The sequence below is a fragment of the Streptomyces sp. SM18 genome, from assembly GCF_002910775.2.
Classification (GTDB): Bacteria; Actinomycetota; Actinomycetes; order Streptomycetales; family Streptomycetaceae; genus Streptomyces; species Streptomyces halstedii.
The window spans coordinates 4,678,656-4,695,810 of the sequence record NZ_CP029342.1; the positions used below are offsets into that span (position 1 = coordinate 4,678,656).

The window sequence follows — 17,155 nt, forward strand, 5'->3', positions numbered from 1 at the left end:
GTCCACAACGGTGCGCGCTGGGCCCCCGGACCCAAGACCGGTGTGGGGCGGGCGGATTAGGGTCCGTCCCGTGGACGCCACACTGATCGCGGTCGCCGGTTTCTGGGGCGCCGCCACCGGACTGCTGTTACCACGGGCCGCGTACCGGTTCTCCGTCGAGCCCGAGGAGCCGTGGCGGGACGCCTGCCCGGCCGGACACGCGCTCACCGGTCGCGGCCGTGGCTGGATCGGCCCGGCCGTCTGCGCGAGATGCGCCGTGCCTGTCCGTCCGGGCGGTACGGCCCCCGGGCCCGGCGCGGAGGCCGGAGCCGAGCCCGGTCCGGAGGCCGCCGCCCCCGCCGGAGCCGAGCCCGGCCCGAGCAGCGTCGTACCGGCCGGGCGTCCCCGTTACGCCCCCGGCGTGCTTGCCCCGGCCGTCACCGTGCTCGTCTGCGCGCTACTCGCCTGGGCCGTCGGGCCCCGGCCCGAACTCGCCGTGTGGCTGGCGGCCGCGCCCGTGGCGGTACTCCTCTGCGTCGTCGACCGCCGGGTGCACCGGCTGCCCGATGCGCTGACCCTGCCGCTGGCCGCCGCGGTGACCCTGCTCCTCGGGGGAGTGACGCTGCTTCCGGGCCACACCGGCTCCTGGAGCACCGCCCTGCTGGGTGGCGTGGCGCTCGGGGGCTTCTACTTCCTGCTGTTCCTGATCAACCCCGACGGCATGGGCTTCGGGGACGTGAAGCTGGCCCTGGCCCTGGGAGTGGCCCTCGGCTGGTACGGCTGGGCGGTGCTGTGCACCGGCGGTTTCGCGGGGTTCCTGTTCGGCGCCGTGTACGGACTCGGCCTGCTGCTCCTGCGTCGGGCCGGGCGTACGACGGGCATCCCGTTCGGCCCGTTCATGATCGCCGGTGCGCTGCTGGGGCTGGTGCTCGGCGGGCTGTCCGCCTGATCCCGGCGAACGCGGGCCGGGCGGAAGCGAGTCCGGCGGAAGCGAGTCGGGCGGACGCGGGCACCACCACACCAGCCCCGCGCAGCCGTCCCGGCGCGGCGGCACGCTCGCCTCCGGCCGCACGGTCGTACGCTCGCCTCCGGCCGCACGGCCGTACGCCCGCCTCCGGCCGCACGGATATACGGTCGCGTCCGGTGTGCGGCGCTGACACGATCTCCGTATGACCCCGCCGAACACCTCCCCGCCCGGCTCCGGTCCCTCGCCCGGCTCAGGCGCCTCGCGCACCCCGGGTTCCGACGAGCGGTTCGCCGCTCTCGTCGCGGAGGCCGACGCCGTCTCCGTCGACGGCTGGGACTTCTCCTGGCTCGACGGACGCGCCACCGAGCAGCGCCCGTCCTGGGGTTACGCCCGCGCCATGGCCGACCGTATGGGCCGGGCGACGGCCGCGCTCGACATCCAGACGGGCGGCGGCGAGGTCCTGGCGTCCGTGCCCCGGCTGCCGCCGCTGACCGTGGCCACCGAGTCCTGGCCCCCGAACGTCGCCCGTGCCACCCGACTGCTGCACCCGCGTGGCGCCGTGGTCGTCGCCGACCCGGACGAGCCGCCGCTGCCCTTCGGCGACAGCGCCTTCGACCTGGTGGTCAGCCGGCACCCGGTGACCACCTGGTGGGAGGAGATCGCCCGGGTACTGGCACCCGGCGGCACGTACTTCTCCCAACAGGTCGGCCCGGCCAGCGTGTTCGAGGTCGTCGAACACTTCCTGGGGCCGCGTACGGCCGAGGAGCGCACCGCCCGTGACCCGCACCGGGCGGCGGCCGACGCCGAGGCCGCCGGGCTCGACGTGCTCGGTCTGCGCCATGAGCGGCTGCGCGTCGAGTTCTTCGACATCGGGGCCGTCGTCTACTTTCTGCGCAAGGTCATCTGGATGGTCCCGGGCTTCACGGTCGCGGCCCATCTGCCCCAACTGCGCTCCCTGCACCGCGCGATCGAGTCGGACGGGCCGTTCGTCGCGCACAGCTCACGCTTCCTCATCGAGGCCCGCAAGCCGCGCTGAACGCCCGACCCGCCCCCGTGACAGGCGACTTCATAGTGTAGGTACTCAACACACCTGTGCGGTAAGCCGGATGCAACGGCGGCACCCGTTCCACCGTCCTACTCATGGGTAGTGCGACCCTGTTGTCCGAGCGCCAACGAAGGAGCGGGCCATGACGGTAGGAAGGGACACGTCCGGCGGCGGGATCAGCCGCCCGACCGGCCGTCGGCGCCACAGCAGAGCCGACTGGCTCACGGGCGCGCGGATCACCGCCGTCCACGGGTTGTTCTACCGGCCCGAAGGGCGCGCGGGGGAACCGGAAGCCGTCGAGTTCGTCCTCGACGGCGGTGCTTCGATCCTGCTGACCTGTGCCTTCGACGGAACGCTGGGGATCACCTCCGGCGCGTGGCCCGCCCTCCCCGACTGGTGCGTGCCCGCCGGCCTGTGGGAGTTCGGGCCTCTGCCCCAGCTGCCGTTGCCCCCCTACACCGGGGCCTGGACGGTCGTCGGCACGCACGAACGCCGGGACGCCCAGGACAAGGTGCACGAGGCGGTCTTCCGGTGCGAGGAGGGCGACTTCGTGGTCACCGGCGGGGACACCGTGACGATCCGCTTCGTACGCCTCTGATCCCGTCGCGGGGACGAACCGCCACCCCGGCCGCCCCCGGCCCCACTCGCGCACCCCGGCCTCGCCCCGGCCCCGGAACGGGCGGGGGAACCACTCCGGAACGGGACGGAAACCACGCCGGAACCGGCTGGAACCACTCCGGAACCAGCCTGGAAGCGCTCCCACGACGTGCTCGCAGCGCATTCCGGTGAATTCGGAGAGTAATTGTGGAGCGCCGCAGCACGCATCAGCACTTACGAAGGGTTATGGTGGAAACCCCCCCTCGGGCCGGTCCGTATCCCCCCCCCACGGACCGGCCCGTTTTTTGTGCCCCGCCCCTGGGCCGGGCACGCACCGGTCTCCCGACCGCTCCCGTGCCGTGCGGGCGCTCCGCCGCCCGGCCGTTCCAGGGCCGGAGGTCAGCCGCGGTTGGCCCAGATGTTGGTGCTCGCGGTGTCCACCGCGAAGGTGTCGATCTCCCTCAGTTCGTCGGCCGACAGCGCCGGGGCGCCGAGCGCGGCCACGTTCTCCTCCAGCTGCCGGACGCTCGACGCGCCGATCAGGGCCGAGGTCATACGGCTGTCCCGCAGCACCCAGGTGAGCGCGAGCTGGGCGAGGGACTGGCCGCGGCCCGCCGCGATGTCGTTCAGTCCACGCAGACGGCGGACCATCTCCTCGGAGAGCAGGCCCGGGTCGAGGGACTTGCCCTGGCTGGCGCGCGACCCCTCCGGGATGCCCGCGAGGTACTTGCCGGTGAGCAGTCCCTGGGCGAGCGGGGCGAAGGAGATGCAGCCCATACCGGCCGCCTCCAGCGCGTCGAGGAGCCCGTCCGCCTCGGTCCAGCGGTTCACCATGGAGTAGGAGGGCTGGTGGATCAGGGCCGGCACGCCCATCTCCCTGAGCAGCCGCGCGGCCTCGGTGGTCTGCGCGGCGTCGTAGGAGGACACCCCGACGTACAGGGCCTTCCCCTGGTGCACGGCGGAGGCGAGCGCCCCCATCGTCTCCTCCAGGGGCGTGTGCGGGTCGAAGCGGTGCGAGTAGAAGATGTCGACGTGATCGAGGCGCATCCGCTTCAGCGAGGCGTCGAGCGAGGACAGCAGGTATTTACGGGATCCCCACTCCCCGTACGGGCCGGGATGCATCAGGTATCCGGCCTTGGTGGAGATGATCAGCTCGTCCCGGTACGGCGCGAAGTCCTGGTGGAAGAGCGTGCCGAAGTTCAGCTCGGCGGAGCCGGGCGGCGGGCCGTAGTTGTTGGCCAGGTCGAAGTGGGTCACGCCGAGGTCGAAGGCACGGCGCAGGATCGCCCGCTGGGAGTCCAGGGCGCGGTCGTCGCCGAAGTTGTGCCAGAGGCCGAGGGAGACGGCCGGGAGCCTGAGACCGCTGCGGCCGGTGCGGCGGTACTCCATGGAGTCGTAACGCGACCCGGCGGCACGGTATTGGAGGGAATCAGTCACGATTCCCTCCTTATCACGGAGTTGTGACAGACCGGGTTGGGCCCCCGTGACCCGGCCGCAGTAATGTGGCGGCTTCGGGAAAAGCCGGTCCGCGTGTGCATACATAGGTGCGGACTGTGTGGCGATCCCCCGGGGACGGCCCCGGACCCCCGGCGACGGGGAGGGCGGGCCTGCGGCCCGTAAGGAACCGAGAGGGTGACTTCAGTGAACTTGCGCGACCTGGTGTACGGGCTCTACGCACGCCGGGTGGGAGGTCGCCTGGATCACGCCCAGGTGCCCAAGCACATCGGAGTCATCCTCGACGGGAACCGGCGGTGGGCCAAGGCGTCCGGCGGTTCGGCCGTGCAGGGCCACCAGGCGGGGGCCGACAAGATCTCCGAGCTCCTCGGCTGGTGCAGCGAGACCGACGTCGAGGTCGTCACCCTCTGGCTGCTGTCCACGGACAACTTCGACCGGCCCGAGGCGGAGCTCACCCCGCTGCTCCACATCATCGAGAACACCGTGCGCCAGCTGGCGGCGGACGGTCGCTGGCGGGTCCACCACGTCGGCACGCTCGATCTGCTGCCCCCGCAGACCCAGCTGGTGCTCAAGGAGGCGGAGGAGGCCACACGCGGCATCGACGGGATAATCGTCAACGTCGCCGTCGGCTACGGCGGACGCCAGGAGATCGCCGACGCCGTCCGGTCCCTGCTGCTGGAGCACTCCGAGAAGGGCACGACCTTCGAGGAGCTGGCCGAGGTCGTTTCCACCGACCTCATCTCCGAGCACCTCTACACGCGCGGCCAGCCCGACCCCGACCTGGTGATCCGCACCAGCGGGGAGCAGCGGCTCTCGGGCTTCATGCTCTGGCAGAGCGCGCATTCGGAGTACTACTTCTGCGAGGTCTTCTGGCCGGCCTTCCGCAAGGTCGACTTCCTGCGGGCGCTGCGTGACTACGCCGCCCGCCACCGCCGCTACGGCGCCTGACCCCGAGCCCGGCCCGGCGCCGGGCACCGACCCTCCCGGTACCGGGCCCGGCGCCGCTCCCGCCGGAACCCCGCCGGGCGCCGCGCCCCCAGGGGCCAGGGCGCCCAGGACGCCCCCGGACCGTCCGAGCCGATCCCCCCGCACACGGGAGCCCGAGCCGGCCCGTGCGCCTCGACCGCCCTCCCGCCTCCCGGAGAGCCCCCCGCATCCCCCGAGGACCCACCCGTACTCCCGGAGAACCCTCCCGCACCCCCGGAGGACCCACCCGTACCAGGGGGCACGCCCTCGCCCGGGGCGCCCCCTTACTCCGGACGGACCCGATCGGCCGCATGACCCGCAGGACAGGGGGGAATATTCCTCTCAGGTCGATGTCCGGTCACCAGCCAGGCGGACGTCGCAGCCCAATGAGCGGCGCCCAGCCCGCTCGCCCGGGAGGCCCTTTGCACACGAAGGACCGCAGCCCCTGCGGCCGACGCGGAGGGCCGGTGTCCGGCCCGCGCTCGGGGCCCGAACCCGGTCCGTCCTCTTCCTTCGGGAAGTTCCGCGACCTCCGTCGCACTCCCCGACCTCGTCCGAGGGGGTACGTCCTTCCGTGGTGACCAGTACCAAGCGCCGCATGTCCGACCGGCGCACCTATGTTCTCGACACCAGCGTCCTGCTGGCCGACCCCAACGCCATGACCCGGTTCGACGAGCACGAAGTGGTGCTGCCGATCGTCGTGGTCACGGAGCTGGAGGCCAAACGGCACCACCCCGAGCTCGGTTACTTCGCCCGGCAGGCCCTGCGCCTGCTGGACGACTTCCGGGTCCGGTACGGCCGGCTGGACGCCCCGATCCCGCTCGGGGACCTGGGCGGTTCGCTCCGTGTCGAACTCAACCACTCCGATCCCGGCGTCCTGCCCGCCGGCTACCGGTTGGGGGACAACGACTCACGGATCCTCGCGGTCGCGCGCAATCTCCAGGCCGAGGGGTACGACGTCACCGTCGTCTCCAAGGACCTCCCGCTGAGGATCAAGGCGTCCTCGGTCGGCCTCCTCGCCGAGGAGTACCGCGCCGAGCTCGCCATCACGGACTCCGGCTGGACGGGCATGGCCGAACTGGCCCTCCCCGCCGAGCAGGTCGACCTGCTGTTCACCGAGGAGACGCTGTACGTTCCCGAGGCCGCCGCGTACCCGGTGCACACCGGGCTGGTCCTCCAGTCCGAGCGCGGCAAGGCGCTCGGCCGGGTCACGGCCGAGGGCAACGTACGCCTCGTCCGCGGCGACCGGGAGGCGTTCGGGATCCACGGGCGCAGCGCCGAGCAGCGCATCGCGCTCGACCTGCTCCTGGACCCGGAGGTCGGCATCGTCTCGATGGGTGGACGGGCGGGCACCGGTAAGTCGGCGCTGGCGCTCTGCGCGGGCCTGGAGGCCGTGCTGGAGCGCAGGCAGCATCAGAAGGTGATGGTCTTCCGCCCGTTGTACGCGGTCGGCGGGCAGGAGCTCGGCTACCTCCCCGGTACCGAGGCCGAGAAGATGAGCCCCTGGGCACAGGCCGTCTTCGACACGCTCTCGGCGGTCGCCGGACGCGAAGTCATCGAAGAGGTGCTGGGTCGCGGGATGCTGGAGATCCTGCCGCTCACCCACATCAGGGGCCGCTCGCTGCACGACGCGTTCGTGATCGTGGACGAGGCCCAGTCGCTCGAACGGAACGTGCTGCTGACCGTGTTGTCCCGGATCGGGGCGAACTCGCGTGTCGTGCTCACTCACGACGTGGCCCAGCGGGACAACCTCCGGGTCGGCCGGTACGACGGAGTCGTCGCCGTCGTCGAGAAGCTGAAGGGTCATCCGCTCTTCGCGCACGTCACGCTCACCAGGTCCGAGCGTTCACCGATCGCCGCGCTGGTGACCGAAATGCTGGAGGACGGCCACATCTGACAGGAAACGTCCGGTCGATGCCGCCCGGCGGGCGAAGGATCCTAGTCGGGCGGCATCGTGCTGCGCTGTCATTTCCGGAAAACGCATGCTCCAAACGAGGTGTGACCTTTCCCACGCGACACAGAATTGCAACAGCGCGTGTCTCTCCGGCAGAGTCTTGCTTCCGTCAGGCCCCGCATACGGCACTCGGGCACCTCCTGGAGGTGCCACGCACCACACAACTCAACACTCGTCGTCCGTATGCCGCCCGCGAGCACCACGCGGCGCTTCCGTGAGGAAGTCGCCCACCGGGCCCGTGTCTCCCGTGACCCAAGCAGTAGGGAGGCCAGCGCCAGGGGCACATTGCGCCCGCGAGGTCACCTGAAGCGGGCGACGCTGGAAGGACACCGTGTGAGCCGGATCTCGGTCCGGGGGTTCGCTGTGGCATCCGCCACCGCGGTCACCACCGTAGGCGCCGTCGTAGGCGTTGCTTCGGGCAGCACTCCCGCTGCCGACGACAACAACTTCGAGGCGGCCGCAGCCGACACCACGCTGCTCGCAGACATCCCCGCGGGCCAGCAGGCCCAGGTCCAGACCGCCTCGCTGACGCAGCAGGCCGACGCGCAGGCCTCCGCAGCCGACGCCGCCGCCAAGAAGTCCGCCGAGGAGACGGCTCGCGTCCAGGCCGCCAAGGACGCCAAGTCCAAGAAGCAGGCGGCCGAGGACAAGCTGGAGGAAGAGCGCAAGGAGAAGGAGCGCAAGGCCGAGGAGGAGCGCGCCAGCCGGTCCTCGGTCCGCGACGCCTCCTCGTTCTCCGCCAAGGGCTCCTACACCGTGGCCGAGGTCCAGGCGATGGCCCGTCAGATGGTCCCGGCCGACCAGTTCCAGTGCTTCAGCAACATCGTGGACCACGAGTCGACCTGGAACTACCTCGCGGTCAACCCGTCCTCCGGCGCCTACGGTCTCGTGCAGGCCTACCCCGGGAACAAGATGGCCTCCGCCGGCGCCGACTGGCAGACCAACCCGGCCACCCAGATCAAGTGGGGCCTCAGCTACATGAACGGACGTTACGGCAGCCCGTGCGGCGCCTGGTCCTTCTGGCTGGAGCACCAGTCGTACTGAGCAGACCGGCCGAGGCTCCCGCTCAACCCCGAGAAGCCCCGCACCGTCCTACGGTGCGGGGCTTTCGTGTGTACGGTCGATTCGAACTACTCCGGGGGAGTGATGGGAGCAGGCGGGGGAAAGGGAAACGTCATGTCTAAACTTCCGGGGTGGCTCGGCCGGTTGGGCGCCGGACTCACCGAGATCGGGGCGCGCCTGGAAGAACGCCGCGCCGAGGGCGAACACGAGGCGGACGAGCACGTGACCGACGCGAGCCCGCCCCCCTCGACACAGGCAGCCGTCGCCGACCAGGTGCCGCGCCCGCCCGACTACGCGCCCTCCGTCGCCGCCCGGCCCGATCCGGTCGTCGTCATCCCCTGGGGGATGCGCGTCGCCGCGGAGGCGGGCTGGCGGCTGCTGGTCCTGGCCGGCACGCTCTGGGTGCTCATGCGCGTGATCAGCGCCGTCCAACTGGTCGTCCTGGCCTTCGTCGCGGCCCTGCTGGTGACGGCGGTCCTCCAGCCCACCGTCGTACGGCTCAAGCGCCTCGGACTGCCCCGCGGGCTCGCGACCGCCGTCACCGCCGTGCTCGGCTTCGTCCTGATCGGCCTGGTCGGCTGGTTCGTGGTGTGGCAGGTGATGGACAACCTGGACACCCTCTCCGACCGGGTCCGGGACGGTATCGAGGAGTTGAAGCGCTGGCTGCTGGACAGCCCGTTCCACGTCACCGAACAGCAGATCAACGACGTCGCCAAGAACCTCAGCGACACCATCGGCACCAACACCGAGGAGATAACCTCCGCCGGACTCCAAGGCGTCACGGTGATGGTGGAGTTCCTCACCGGTCTGCTGCTGGCGATGTTCTCGACGCTCTTCCTGCTCTACGACGGCCGGCGCATCTGGGAGTGGTTCCTCAAGCTGGTGCCCGCCCAGGCCCGGCCGGGGGTGGCCGGTGCCGGTCCGCGCGCCTGGCGCACGCTGACCGCCTACGTACGGGGCACGGTCATCGTCGCCCTGATCGACGCGATCTTCATCGGGCTCGGGATCTACTTCCTCGACGTGCCGATGGCGGTGCCGCTGGCCGTCTTCATCTTCCTCTTCGCCTTCATCCCACTGGTCGGCGCCGTGGTCTCCGGGGCGCTCGCCGTGGTCGTCGCGCTGGTCACCCAGGGCGTGTTCACCGCGCTGATGGTGCTGATCGTGGTGCTGGCCGTGCAGCAGATCGAGGGCCACATCCTCCAGCCGTTCATCCTCGGGCGCGCGGTGCGCGTCCACCCGCTGGCCGTCGTCCTGTCGGTCGCCGCGGGCGGCATGATCGCGGGCATCGGCGGTGCGGTCGTCGCCGTGCCCCTGGTGGCCGTGACCAACACGGTGGTCGGCTATCTGCGGGCGTACGGGCGGGAGTCCGCGCTGCGGCACGCGCCCCGGCCGCGCGGGGCCACCGCGATCGCGCTCTCGCCGACCGAGGCGTCGGGCATCCCGTCGGCGGACCGCCCCGAGAGCCGTGACCGGGGGGACCGGCCGGAGCCGGACGGCGGCGGAGACGGCGAGCCGAAGCAGCGCTGAGGCCCCGCGTACCAGGAGAGGCGGCACCCACGGGCCGCCAACACCTGGGAACCGCACGAGGACACACGCACGAGAGGGCCCCGCGGACGGTCGGTCGTCCGCGGGGCCCTCCAGGGCGTGTTTCGAAAGTCCCGCCTGGCCCGCGACGCCCGGCACGCACGCTCGCCGCGTTGTCGGAGTCGCCCAAGTACGTCCAGTACGAGGGCGATCCTCCGCCTTGCGATCGCACGCACCGGACGCCGCGGGCCCCGCCCTCCGGGCGGACGGCGCTACTTTCGAAACACGCCCTGGTGCAACGGTACTGCCTGTACCGCTCCTACTGCTCGGCGAGTACGGCCTCGGCCTCCAGGGTCACGCCGACCGCCTGGATCACCGAGGCGATCTTGACGGCTTCCTGGACGGTCTCGCGGTCCACGCCGGCCTTGCGCAGCACCTGCTCGTGGGAGTCGAGGCACTGGCCGCAGCCGTTGATCGCGGAGACGGCGAGCGACCACAGCTCGAAGTCGACCTTCTCCACGCCCGGCTTGCCGATGACGTTCATCCGCAGGCCCGCGCGGAGGTTTCCGTACTCGGGGTCCGACAGCAGGTGCCGGGTGCGGTAGAAGACGTTGTTCATCGCCATGACGGCGGCCGCCGCCTTCGCCGCGGTGTAGGCCTCCTCGGAGAGGTTGGCCTTGGCCTCCGGCTCCAGCTCGCGGAGCACCTTCGGCGAGCGCGAGGCGATCGCGCAGGCCAGGACGGTGCCCCAGAGCTGCTGCTGGGGGAGCTCGCTGTTGCCGATGACCGAACCGAGGTTCAGCTTCAGGTCCTTGGCGAAGTCCGGTATGGCGGACTTGAGTGCGTCGAGTGCCATGTCCGTATCAGCTCACTCGCCCGAGAGGAGCGCGACCGGGTCGAGGGTGTTCTCGCCCTTGGTCCAGTTGCACGGGCACAGCTCGTCGGTCTGCAGGGCGTCGAGGACCCGCAGGACCTCCTTGGGGTTACGGCCCACGGAACCGGCGGTCACCATCGTGAACTGGATCTCGTTGTTCTGGTCGACGATGAAGACGGCGCGCTGGGCGAAGCCGTCCTCGCCCTCGATGCCGAGGTCGCGCATGAGCTCGTGCTTCGAGTCGGCCAGCATCGGGAAGGGCAGGTCGGTCAGGTCCGGGTGGTCCTTGCGCCAGGCGTGGTGCACGAACTCGGAGTCGCCGGAGAAGCCGAGGATCTGGGCGTCACGGTCGGCGAACTCGTCGTTCAGCTTGCCGAAGGCGGCGATCTCGGTGGGGCACACGAAGGTGAAGTCCTTCGGCCACGCGAAGACGATCTTCCACTTGCCCTCGTAGGTCTTGTGGTTGATCTGCTCGAACTCCTTGCCGCTCTCCAGCGACACACAAGCGGTCAGGTCGAACTCGGGGAACTTGTCACCGACAGTGAGCACGCGCACTCCTTGCTGGATAGGAATTCCCTTTTTGGGGGACTTCCTGGGGGTTGGACTGGCACCACCTTGGCACAGAGTGCATTGATCACGGAAATAGCTACACTCGCTCGTGGTGATCGGAGGTGCCTATCAGTGGGGTATGTACATCAGGCCAACAGGGCCAAACAGCCGAGCCTGTCCCAGTTGCGCGCCTTCGCGGCCGTGGCGGAGCATCTGCACTTCCGGGACGCGGCGGCGGCAATCGGGATGAGTCAGCCGGCGCTGTCCGGGGCCGTGTCCGCGCTGGAGGTGGCACTGGGTGTCCAGCTGATCGAGCGTACGACGCGCAAGGTGCTGCTGTCGCCCGCCGGGAAGCGGCTCGCGGCGCGGGCGGACGCCGTGCTGTCGGCCGTCGGTGAGCTGATGGAGGAGGCGGAGGCGGTGCGGGCGCCGTTCACCGGGACGCTCCGGCTCGGGGTGATCCCGACCGTCGCCCCCTATCTGCTGCCGACCGTGCTCAGGCTGGTGCACGAGCGCTATCCGGACCTCGACCTCCAGGTCCACGAGGAGCAGACCTCCTCGCTGCTGGACGGGCTGGCGGCCGGCCGGCTGGACCTGCTGCTGCTCGCCGTGCCGCTCGGTGTGCCCGGCGTCAGCGAACTGCCCTTGTTCGACGAGGACTTCGTGCTGGTGACGGAGCGGGGCCACCGGCTGGGCGGGCGGAGCGGCATCCCCCGCGAGGTGCTGCGGGACCTGCCGCTGCTGCTGCTCGACGAGGGGCACTGCCTGCGTGACCAGGCGCTGGACATCTGCCGGGAGGCCGGGCGCACCCAGGGCGGACCGGTGACGACGACCGCCGCCGGCCTCTCCACCCTGGTGCAACTCGTCGCGGGCGGGCTCGGGGTGACCCTGCTGCCGCGTACGGCGGTGACGGTCGAGACCGGACGCAACGAGGCGCTGTCCACCGCCCACTTCGCCGACCCGGCCCCCTCCCGGCGGGTGGCGCTCGCGGTCCGGACGGGCACCGCGCGGTACGCGGAGTTCGAGGAGTTCGCGGCGGCCCTGCGCGAGGCGATGACGGTGCTGCCCGTCCGCACACCGGACGGGAGCACCGCGGGCGCGACGGCCCAGGGGTGAGCGCGCTCCGGCCGTGACCGGTCCGCGCCCACCCCTGGGCGTCACTCCGTGTTCCGCGCGCGGGCCCGGCCCGTCACTCCGTCCGCAGGCCGTCCGGGCGCATCAGCCGCCACAGCAGCGGCAGCGAGAGCAGGGTGACGGCCACGATGAGGCCGCCGCCCGCTCCGGCGAGCGGCAGGAACAGCCACCACTCGGTCACCGGCTTGTCCAGCATCCACGTCAGGACGGTACCCAGCCCCGTCCCGCCCACGATCGCGACCAGGAGGCCGACGACCACGGGCACGGCGGTCTGCCACAGCACCGACCAGGCCAGCGTGACGCGCCTGGTGCCGAAGGCGACCAGGACCGACAGCAGCCGCTTGCGCTCACGCAGCTGCTCCAGCTGGTTGACCAGCATCGACAGGGCGATCAGCCCCAGCGTCGCCGCCGCGCCGAGCCGCAGCCCGGTCTGCACGCTCGCGTACTGCCGGTCGCGGGTCACCGAGTTCAGGGTGGCGACCCGCATCCCCGGGTCGATCCTGGCCGCCGTGTTCCGTACGTGCTCGGCCGCGTCCGGGACGCTCTCGTCGATCCGGATCTGCGCGATGGTCTGCGCGCTGGGCAGCGTACGGGGGTCGAGCGCCCCGACCGTGGCCAGGATGCCCCAGTGCTCGGAGCCGAGCGGATCGAGGCCGGCCCGCACCGTGCGGGCGTCGGCCGGCAGCGTCCAGAGCTGCGACTTCGCGCCCGGCATGTCCGCGTATGTGGAGTTGAGCTCGACCTCCTTGCCCTTACGGGCGGTCTGGTCGATCCAGTCGGCCTGTTCCTTGTCGTCCTTGGGGTGGGCGACAAAGACGTCTCCGTCCTTGCAGGAGCCGATGTCGGCCAGTTCCCTCAGGGTGGCGCAGTCGCCGACGGTCAGGGAGGTGACCGGCTGCATGCCGTCGGGGTCCTTCGGTTTCCCCGGCTTCAGCACATACGCCTCGACCGTGCCGATGACGGCCTCCACCCCCTCGGTCGCCTGGAACGCCTCGATGGTCCGGGCGGCCGCGTCGCCGTCGACCAGTTCGGAGAAGGTGTGGAACTGGGCCCGCGACGGGTCCTGCCCCGTCATCTCGTCGAACTCGTCGCCGACGGCCGCGAACATCATCTGGAGGGCCACCGCGCCCGCCACCGCGACCGTGATCCCGCTGACCGCGCGGGAGGCCGCGCCGCTGTTCAGCTGGAGCCGCCGTATGGCGAGCTGCCAGGGCAGCGGGCCGCCGCGCAGCCGCTTCACCGCCGCCTCCACCAGCCAGGGCAGCAGCAGCGCCAGCCCGAACAGGACCAGGACGGCGCCCCCCGCGATCGGGTAGGGGTTGACGGGCTCGAACTGCCCGACCTTACCCGTCGAGACCAGCACCGCGAGCCCGGCGGCGGGCACCAGCAGCCGCCACCACAGCCGCCGGCCGCGGCTGCCCGCGTGGCGTACGACGCCGAGCGGCTCGATGACCACCGAGCGCATGGCGACCAGCGTGACGAGCACCGCCGAGAGGGGCACCGCGACGACGACCAGTGCGGCCAGCCAGGTGGCCGGCGCCAGGTCGGACGGGAAGGCGCTGTGGTTCCACAGCTCCACGGCCCCCACGAACCGGCGGCCCACCAGGAAGAGCGCCCCGCCGACCAGCAGCCCGACGAGTGACCCGAACAGGGCCTCGCCCGCCGCGATCCGGCGGGTCTGCCGGATGTCGGTGCCGACCAGCCGCAGCGCGGCCAGCCGGCGGTCCCGGCGTTCGCCGCCGAACCGCACGGCGGTGGCGATGAAGATGGCCACCGGTACCAGCAGCACCACGCAGATGATGATGATCAGTACGACCAGGACGGGCGAGAGCGCCGTGTCCTGGGGGTCCACCCCGTACCCGGTCAGCCGGTGGCCGCCGGCGGCCTGGGTGAGGGTGTCGCTGCCCACGTAGAAGTACAGCTCGCCGGGCGAGAGCAGGCCGGTGTCGGCGATCGTCCCGCTGATCCGGTAGGGCAGCCGCTCCTTGAGGAGCTTCCCCTCGGAGGAGGCCAGCAGTTCCCTGAGCGCGGGGGAGACGACCATCTCGCCCGGAGCGGGGAATTCGGCGACGCCGGGCGGGGTGAGCGGATGCGCCCCCTCCGCACGCATCACGAACCCGCCGACCGTGTGGCCGCGGTACTCGGTCTCCGCGTCGATCCGCAGGACGCTGGTGTCCGACTTCTTCGCCGAGTCCGCGTTCCGCGAGGCGGTCGCCTCGTAGCGGGCGTCGCTCCGCGCGGACCGTTCGTCCAGCAGGTGGGGCACGGACGAGGCGACCAGCAGCAGTGCCACGCCCAGCCCGACGCCGACGGCGGTGAGCGCGGTCCGTGCCCAGCCCTCGCGTCCGCCCGCGGCGGCGAAACGTATCCCGAGGCCCAGGTCGCGCAGCCAGGTCATACGGCGTGCTCCAGATCACGGGCGCGGCCGTCGCGTACGACGATGTCGCGGTCGGAGTAGGCGGCGACCCGGGCCTCGTGGGTCACCAGGACGACGGCGGTGTTCGCGGACCGGGCGGACTCGGTGAGCAGTTCCATGACCCGCTCGCCGTTCAGCGAGTCCAGCGCACCGGTCGGCTCGTCGGCGAAGACCACCTTCGGGGAGGCGACCAGGGCGCGGGCGACGGCGACCCGCTGGCCCTGGCCGCCCGAGACCTCGCCGGGCCGCTGGGCGGCGATGTCCTCGATCTCCAGGCGCTCCAGCCACTCCCGGGCCGTGCGCTCGGCGTCCTTGCGCCGGACGCCGTTGAGGCGGAGCGGCAGGGCGGTGTTCTCCAGGCAGGTCAGCTCGGGGACGAGCTGGCCGAACTGGAAGACGAAGCCGAAGTCGGTACGGCGCAGGGCGCTGCGCTCGGCGTCCGACATCGAGGAGATCTCGCGGCCGCCGTAGGTGATGGTGCCCGCGTCGGGGGTGACGATTCCGGCCAGGCAGTGCAGCAGGGTCGACTTGCCGGAGCCGGAGGGGCCCATGACGGCGACGACCTCACCGGGGTGGACGGAGAACGAGGCACCGTCGAGCGCGGGCGTCGAACCGTAGGTCTTGTGGAGGTCCTGCGCGACGAGCAGGGAGCCGGCGGGGGTCACGGGTTCACCACCTCGGCGAGCTGGTCGAGGCGCGCGGCGGTCAGTTCCAGCCAGCGCAGATCGGCTTCGAGGTGGAAGAGGGCGTGGTCGCAGATCAGCTGGTCGGCGAGGTCCCCCTTGCGCTTGCGGTCGGTGAGGACACGCATCAGGCGCAGGTGTTCGGAGCGCTGGGCGTCCAGCAGGTCCGCGGCGCTGCGCCCGGTGAGCAGGGCGAGGACGACCTTGGTGTACAGGGTCGACTGGAGGTACGGTTCGGGCTTTTCGGGCTGGGCGAGCCAGGCGCCGACGTCCGTGATCCCGGCGTCGGTGATGGCGTAGCGCTTACGCTCGGGGCCGCCGCCGCTCTCGACGCCGTCGACCTCGACCAGGCCGTTCTTCAGCAGGCGGGACATGGTCGCGTAGACCTGCCCGTAGTGCAGAGGACGGTCGTGGCCGAACTTCTCGTCGAAGGCGCGCTTGAGGTCGTAGCCGTGGCGCGGGCCGGACTCCAGGAGTCCGAGCAGGGTGTGACCGATTGACATGCGGAGCACTGTACATGCTGTGTATACGCCGCATGTATACGGGTCCCTGCTTCCGGGTTCCCAGGTGGGGTGAGTGGCGTGATCAGGCCTTTTCGGTGCCGGAGGCGAGGGGCGGGGCGGGTGCCCGTGGTCCCCGGGTCACTCCGCCCCGTCGGCCGCCTCCTTCGGGGGCCGCCCCCGGCGGGGGATCGGCGCCGCGCCTCCCGGCAGCCGCCCCGCCTCCGCCAGCGCCCGCCGGAGCAGGAACTCGATCTGCGCGTTGGTGCTGCGCAGTTCGTCCGAGGCCCACCGGGCCAGCGCGTCGTGCACCACCGGGTCGAGCCGCAGAAGCGTCTGCTTCCGCTGCCGCCGGGCGGCACCGCCGGGACGGGGGGACCCGGCGGGAGCCCCCTCCGTCCCGGCCCCCGGTGAGGGCGTGCCCTGGTCGGTCACTGGTAGAGCGTGCCCGTGTTCAGGACCGGCTGCACCGCGCGGTCACCGCACAGCACCACCATCAGATTGCTCACCATCGCCGCCTTGCGCTCCGGGTCGAGCTCCACGATGTCCTGCTCGGCGATCCGGGTCAGCGCCATCTCGACCATCCCCACCGCGCCCTCGACGATCTGCTGGCGGGCGGCGACGACCGCTCCCGCCTGCTGGCGCTGGAGCATCGCCGAGGCGATCTCCGGGGCGTACGCGAGGTGGCTGAAACGCGACTCGATGATCGAGACGCCCGCCGCCCGGACCCGCGCGGTCAGCTCGACCGCGAGCTTCTCGGTGATCTCCTCCGCGTTCCCGCGCAGCGAGAGCCCGCCCTCGTCATGGGCGTCGTACGGGTACTCGATCGCGATGTGCCGGACGGCCGCCTCGGTCTGGGTGGCCACGAACTCCAGGAAGTCGTCGACCTCGAAGAGCGCCTGCGCGGTGTCGTCCACCTTCCAGACGACGATCGCGGCCAGCTCGATGGGGTTGCCGTACGCGTCGTTGACCTTCAGGACCGCCGTCTCGTGGTTGCGGACGCGGGTGGAGATCTTGCGGCTGGAGGTCAGCGGGTTGATCCAGCGCAGTCCGTCGTCCCGGATCGTGCCGACGTACCGGCCGAAGAGCTGGATCACGCGGGCCTCGCCCGGGGCGACCATCTTCACGCCGGTCATGCAGAAGAACGAGCCGACGGCGAGCAGCAGCCCGACGACGAGGACCGGAACGCCGACCGCGTTGTTGCCGTTCGACCCGACGATCCCGCCGACGACGGCCAGACCCACGCCGACGAACACGCCGAGGACGGTCAGGAGCAGTCCGAGGCCGCCGGGGATGGAGTGCGCCGTGGTCTCCCTGACCTGCGGAGCGGGCATGTCGGGTGTGTCCGGCGCGAGGCCGGGGCCGGGGCCGGCGGTGCCTGGGTGTTCCTGCGGTGCGGACATGGGTCCCCCGTTCCTGCGGCTTATCACCGCGCTAGCAATGTGATTAC

16 protein-coding genes are annotated in these 17,155 nt (G+C 71.5%); 8 read left to right on the plus strand and 8 right to left on the minus strand.

Annotation, left to right across the window (positions count from 1 at the left end; translation table 11 throughout):
* The first annotated feature begins 70 nt into the window (after positions 1 to 70).
* The 3 genes from B9S64_RS21315 to B9S64_RS21325 all read left to right on the plus strand — a co-directional run bounded on the left by B9S64_RS21315 (position 71) and on the right by B9S64_RS21325 (position 2,589).
* The gene (locus B9S64_RS21315) at positions 71 to 928 is read left to right on the plus strand and encodes an A24 family peptidase (protein WP_103492663.1); all 858 of its coding nucleotides are present in this window, start codon (positions 71 to 73) and stop codon (positions 926 to 928) included.
* Between the two features lie 220 nt (positions 929 to 1,148).
* Complete coding sequence (locus tag B9S64_RS21320; protein WP_103492662.1) at positions 1,149 to 1,982, plus strand: class I SAM-dependent methyltransferase; 834 nt, start codon at positions 1,149 to 1,151, stop codon at positions 1,980 to 1,982.
* A 151-nt stretch (positions 1,983 to 2,133) separates the two neighbouring features.
* Positions 2,134 to 2,589 (plus strand): hypothetical protein, encoded by a 456-nt coding sequence (locus B9S64_RS21325; protein ID WP_103492661.1) that lies wholly within the window; start codon positions 2,134 to 2,136, stop codon positions 2,587 to 2,589.
* A 398-nt stretch (positions 2,590 to 2,987) separates the two neighbouring features.
* On the opposite strand, the gene mgrA is transcribed toward B9S64_RS21325, so the two are convergent.
* Positions 2,988 to 4,025 (minus strand): L-glyceraldehyde 3-phosphate reductase, encoded by a 1,038-nt coding sequence (mgrA, locus tag B9S64_RS21330; RefSeq protein ID WP_103492660.1) that lies wholly within the window; start codon positions 4,023 to 4,025, stop codon positions 2,988 to 2,990.
* A gap of 204 nt (positions 4,026 to 4,229) precedes the next feature.
* Here mgrA and B9S64_RS21335 point away from each other — a divergent pair, with 204 nt between their 5' ends.
* The 4 genes from B9S64_RS21335 to B9S64_RS21350 all read left to right on the plus strand — a co-directional run bounded on the left by B9S64_RS21335 (position 4,230) and on the right by B9S64_RS21350 (position 9,552).
* Entirely contained in the window at positions 4,230 to 4,991 is a 762-nt protein-coding gene (locus B9S64_RS21335) for an isoprenyl transferase (protein WP_103492659.1), read from the plus strand.
* A gap of 592 nt (positions 4,992 to 5,583) precedes the next feature.
* A complete protein-coding gene (locus tag B9S64_RS21340) occupies positions 5,584 to 6,906 on the plus strand; it encodes a PhoH family protein (protein ID WP_103492658.1) in 1,323 nt (440 codons plus the stop codon).
* A gap of 390 nt (positions 6,907 to 7,296) precedes the next feature.
* On the plus strand, positions 7,297 to 8,007 hold the full coding sequence (locus B9S64_RS21345; protein ID WP_028439004.1) for a transglycosylase SLT domain-containing protein: 711 nt from the start codon (positions 7,297 to 7,299) through the stop codon (positions 8,005 to 8,007).
* Positions 8,008 to 8,139: 132 nt separating this feature from the next.
* Positions 8,140 to 9,552 carry an AI-2E family transporter gene (locus tag B9S64_RS21350; protein WP_103492657.1) on the plus strand — a complete coding sequence of 471 codons (1,413 nt, stop codon included), beginning with the start codon at positions 8,140 to 8,142 and terminating at the stop codon, positions 9,550 to 9,552.
* A gap of 316 nt (positions 9,553 to 9,868) precedes the next feature.
* Here B9S64_RS21350 and B9S64_RS21355 read toward each other — a convergent pair whose 3' ends face one another.
* Both B9S64_RS21355 and B9S64_RS21360 read right to left on the minus strand, forming a co-directional pair.
* A complete protein-coding gene (locus tag B9S64_RS21355; RefSeq protein ID WP_103492656.1) occupies positions 9,869 to 10,405 on the minus strand; it encodes an alkyl hydroperoxide reductase in 537 nt (178 codons plus the stop codon).
* A 12-nt stretch (positions 10,406 to 10,417) separates the two neighbouring features.
* A complete protein-coding gene (locus B9S64_RS21360; protein WP_014048079.1) occupies positions 10,418 to 10,972 on the minus strand; it encodes a peroxiredoxin in 555 nt (184 codons plus the stop codon).
* A gap of 132 nt (positions 10,973 to 11,104) precedes the next feature.
* Between B9S64_RS21360 and B9S64_RS21365 the strand changes: the two genes are divergently transcribed.
* The gene (locus tag B9S64_RS21365; RefSeq protein WP_103492655.1) at positions 11,105 to 12,088 is read left to right on the plus strand and encodes a hydrogen peroxide-inducible genes activator; all 984 of its coding nucleotides are present in this window, start codon (positions 11,105 to 11,107) and stop codon (positions 12,086 to 12,088) included.
* Positions 12,089 to 12,161: 73 nt separating this feature from the next.
* Here the strand turns inward: B9S64_RS21365 and B9S64_RS21370 are convergent, their stop codons facing one another.
* From B9S64_RS21370 to B9S64_RS21390, 5 genes are all read right to left on the minus strand, one after another.
* A complete protein-coding gene (locus tag B9S64_RS21370) occupies positions 12,162 to 14,504 on the minus strand; it encodes an FtsX-like permease family protein (protein ID WP_103492654.1) in 2,343 nt (780 codons plus the stop codon).
* Positions 14,501 to 15,187 (minus strand): ABC transporter ATP-binding protein, encoded by a 687-nt coding sequence (locus B9S64_RS21375; RefSeq protein ID WP_103492653.1) that lies wholly within the window; start codon positions 15,185 to 15,187, stop codon positions 14,501 to 14,503. Before B9S64_RS21375 ends, B9S64_RS21370 begins: the two co-directional genes overlap by 4 nt.
* Complete coding sequence (locus tag B9S64_RS21380; protein WP_093528540.1) at positions 15,184 to 15,708, minus strand: PadR family transcriptional regulator; 525 nt, start codon at positions 15,706 to 15,708, stop codon at positions 15,184 to 15,186. Before B9S64_RS21380 ends, B9S64_RS21375 begins: the two co-directional genes overlap by 4 nt.
* Positions 15,709 to 15,846: 138 nt before the next feature.
* Positions 15,847 to 16,140, minus strand: coding sequence for a hypothetical protein (locus tag B9S64_RS21385; protein ID WP_103492652.1), 294 nt, complete (start codon positions 16,138 to 16,140; stop codon positions 15,847 to 15,849).
* Entirely contained in the window at positions 16,137 to 17,108 is a 972-nt protein-coding gene (locus B9S64_RS21390) for an SPFH domain-containing protein (RefSeq protein ID WP_103492651.1), read from the minus strand. Before B9S64_RS21390 ends, B9S64_RS21385 begins: the two co-directional genes overlap by 4 nt.
* Between the last annotated feature and the right edge of the window lie 47 nt (positions 17,109 to 17,155).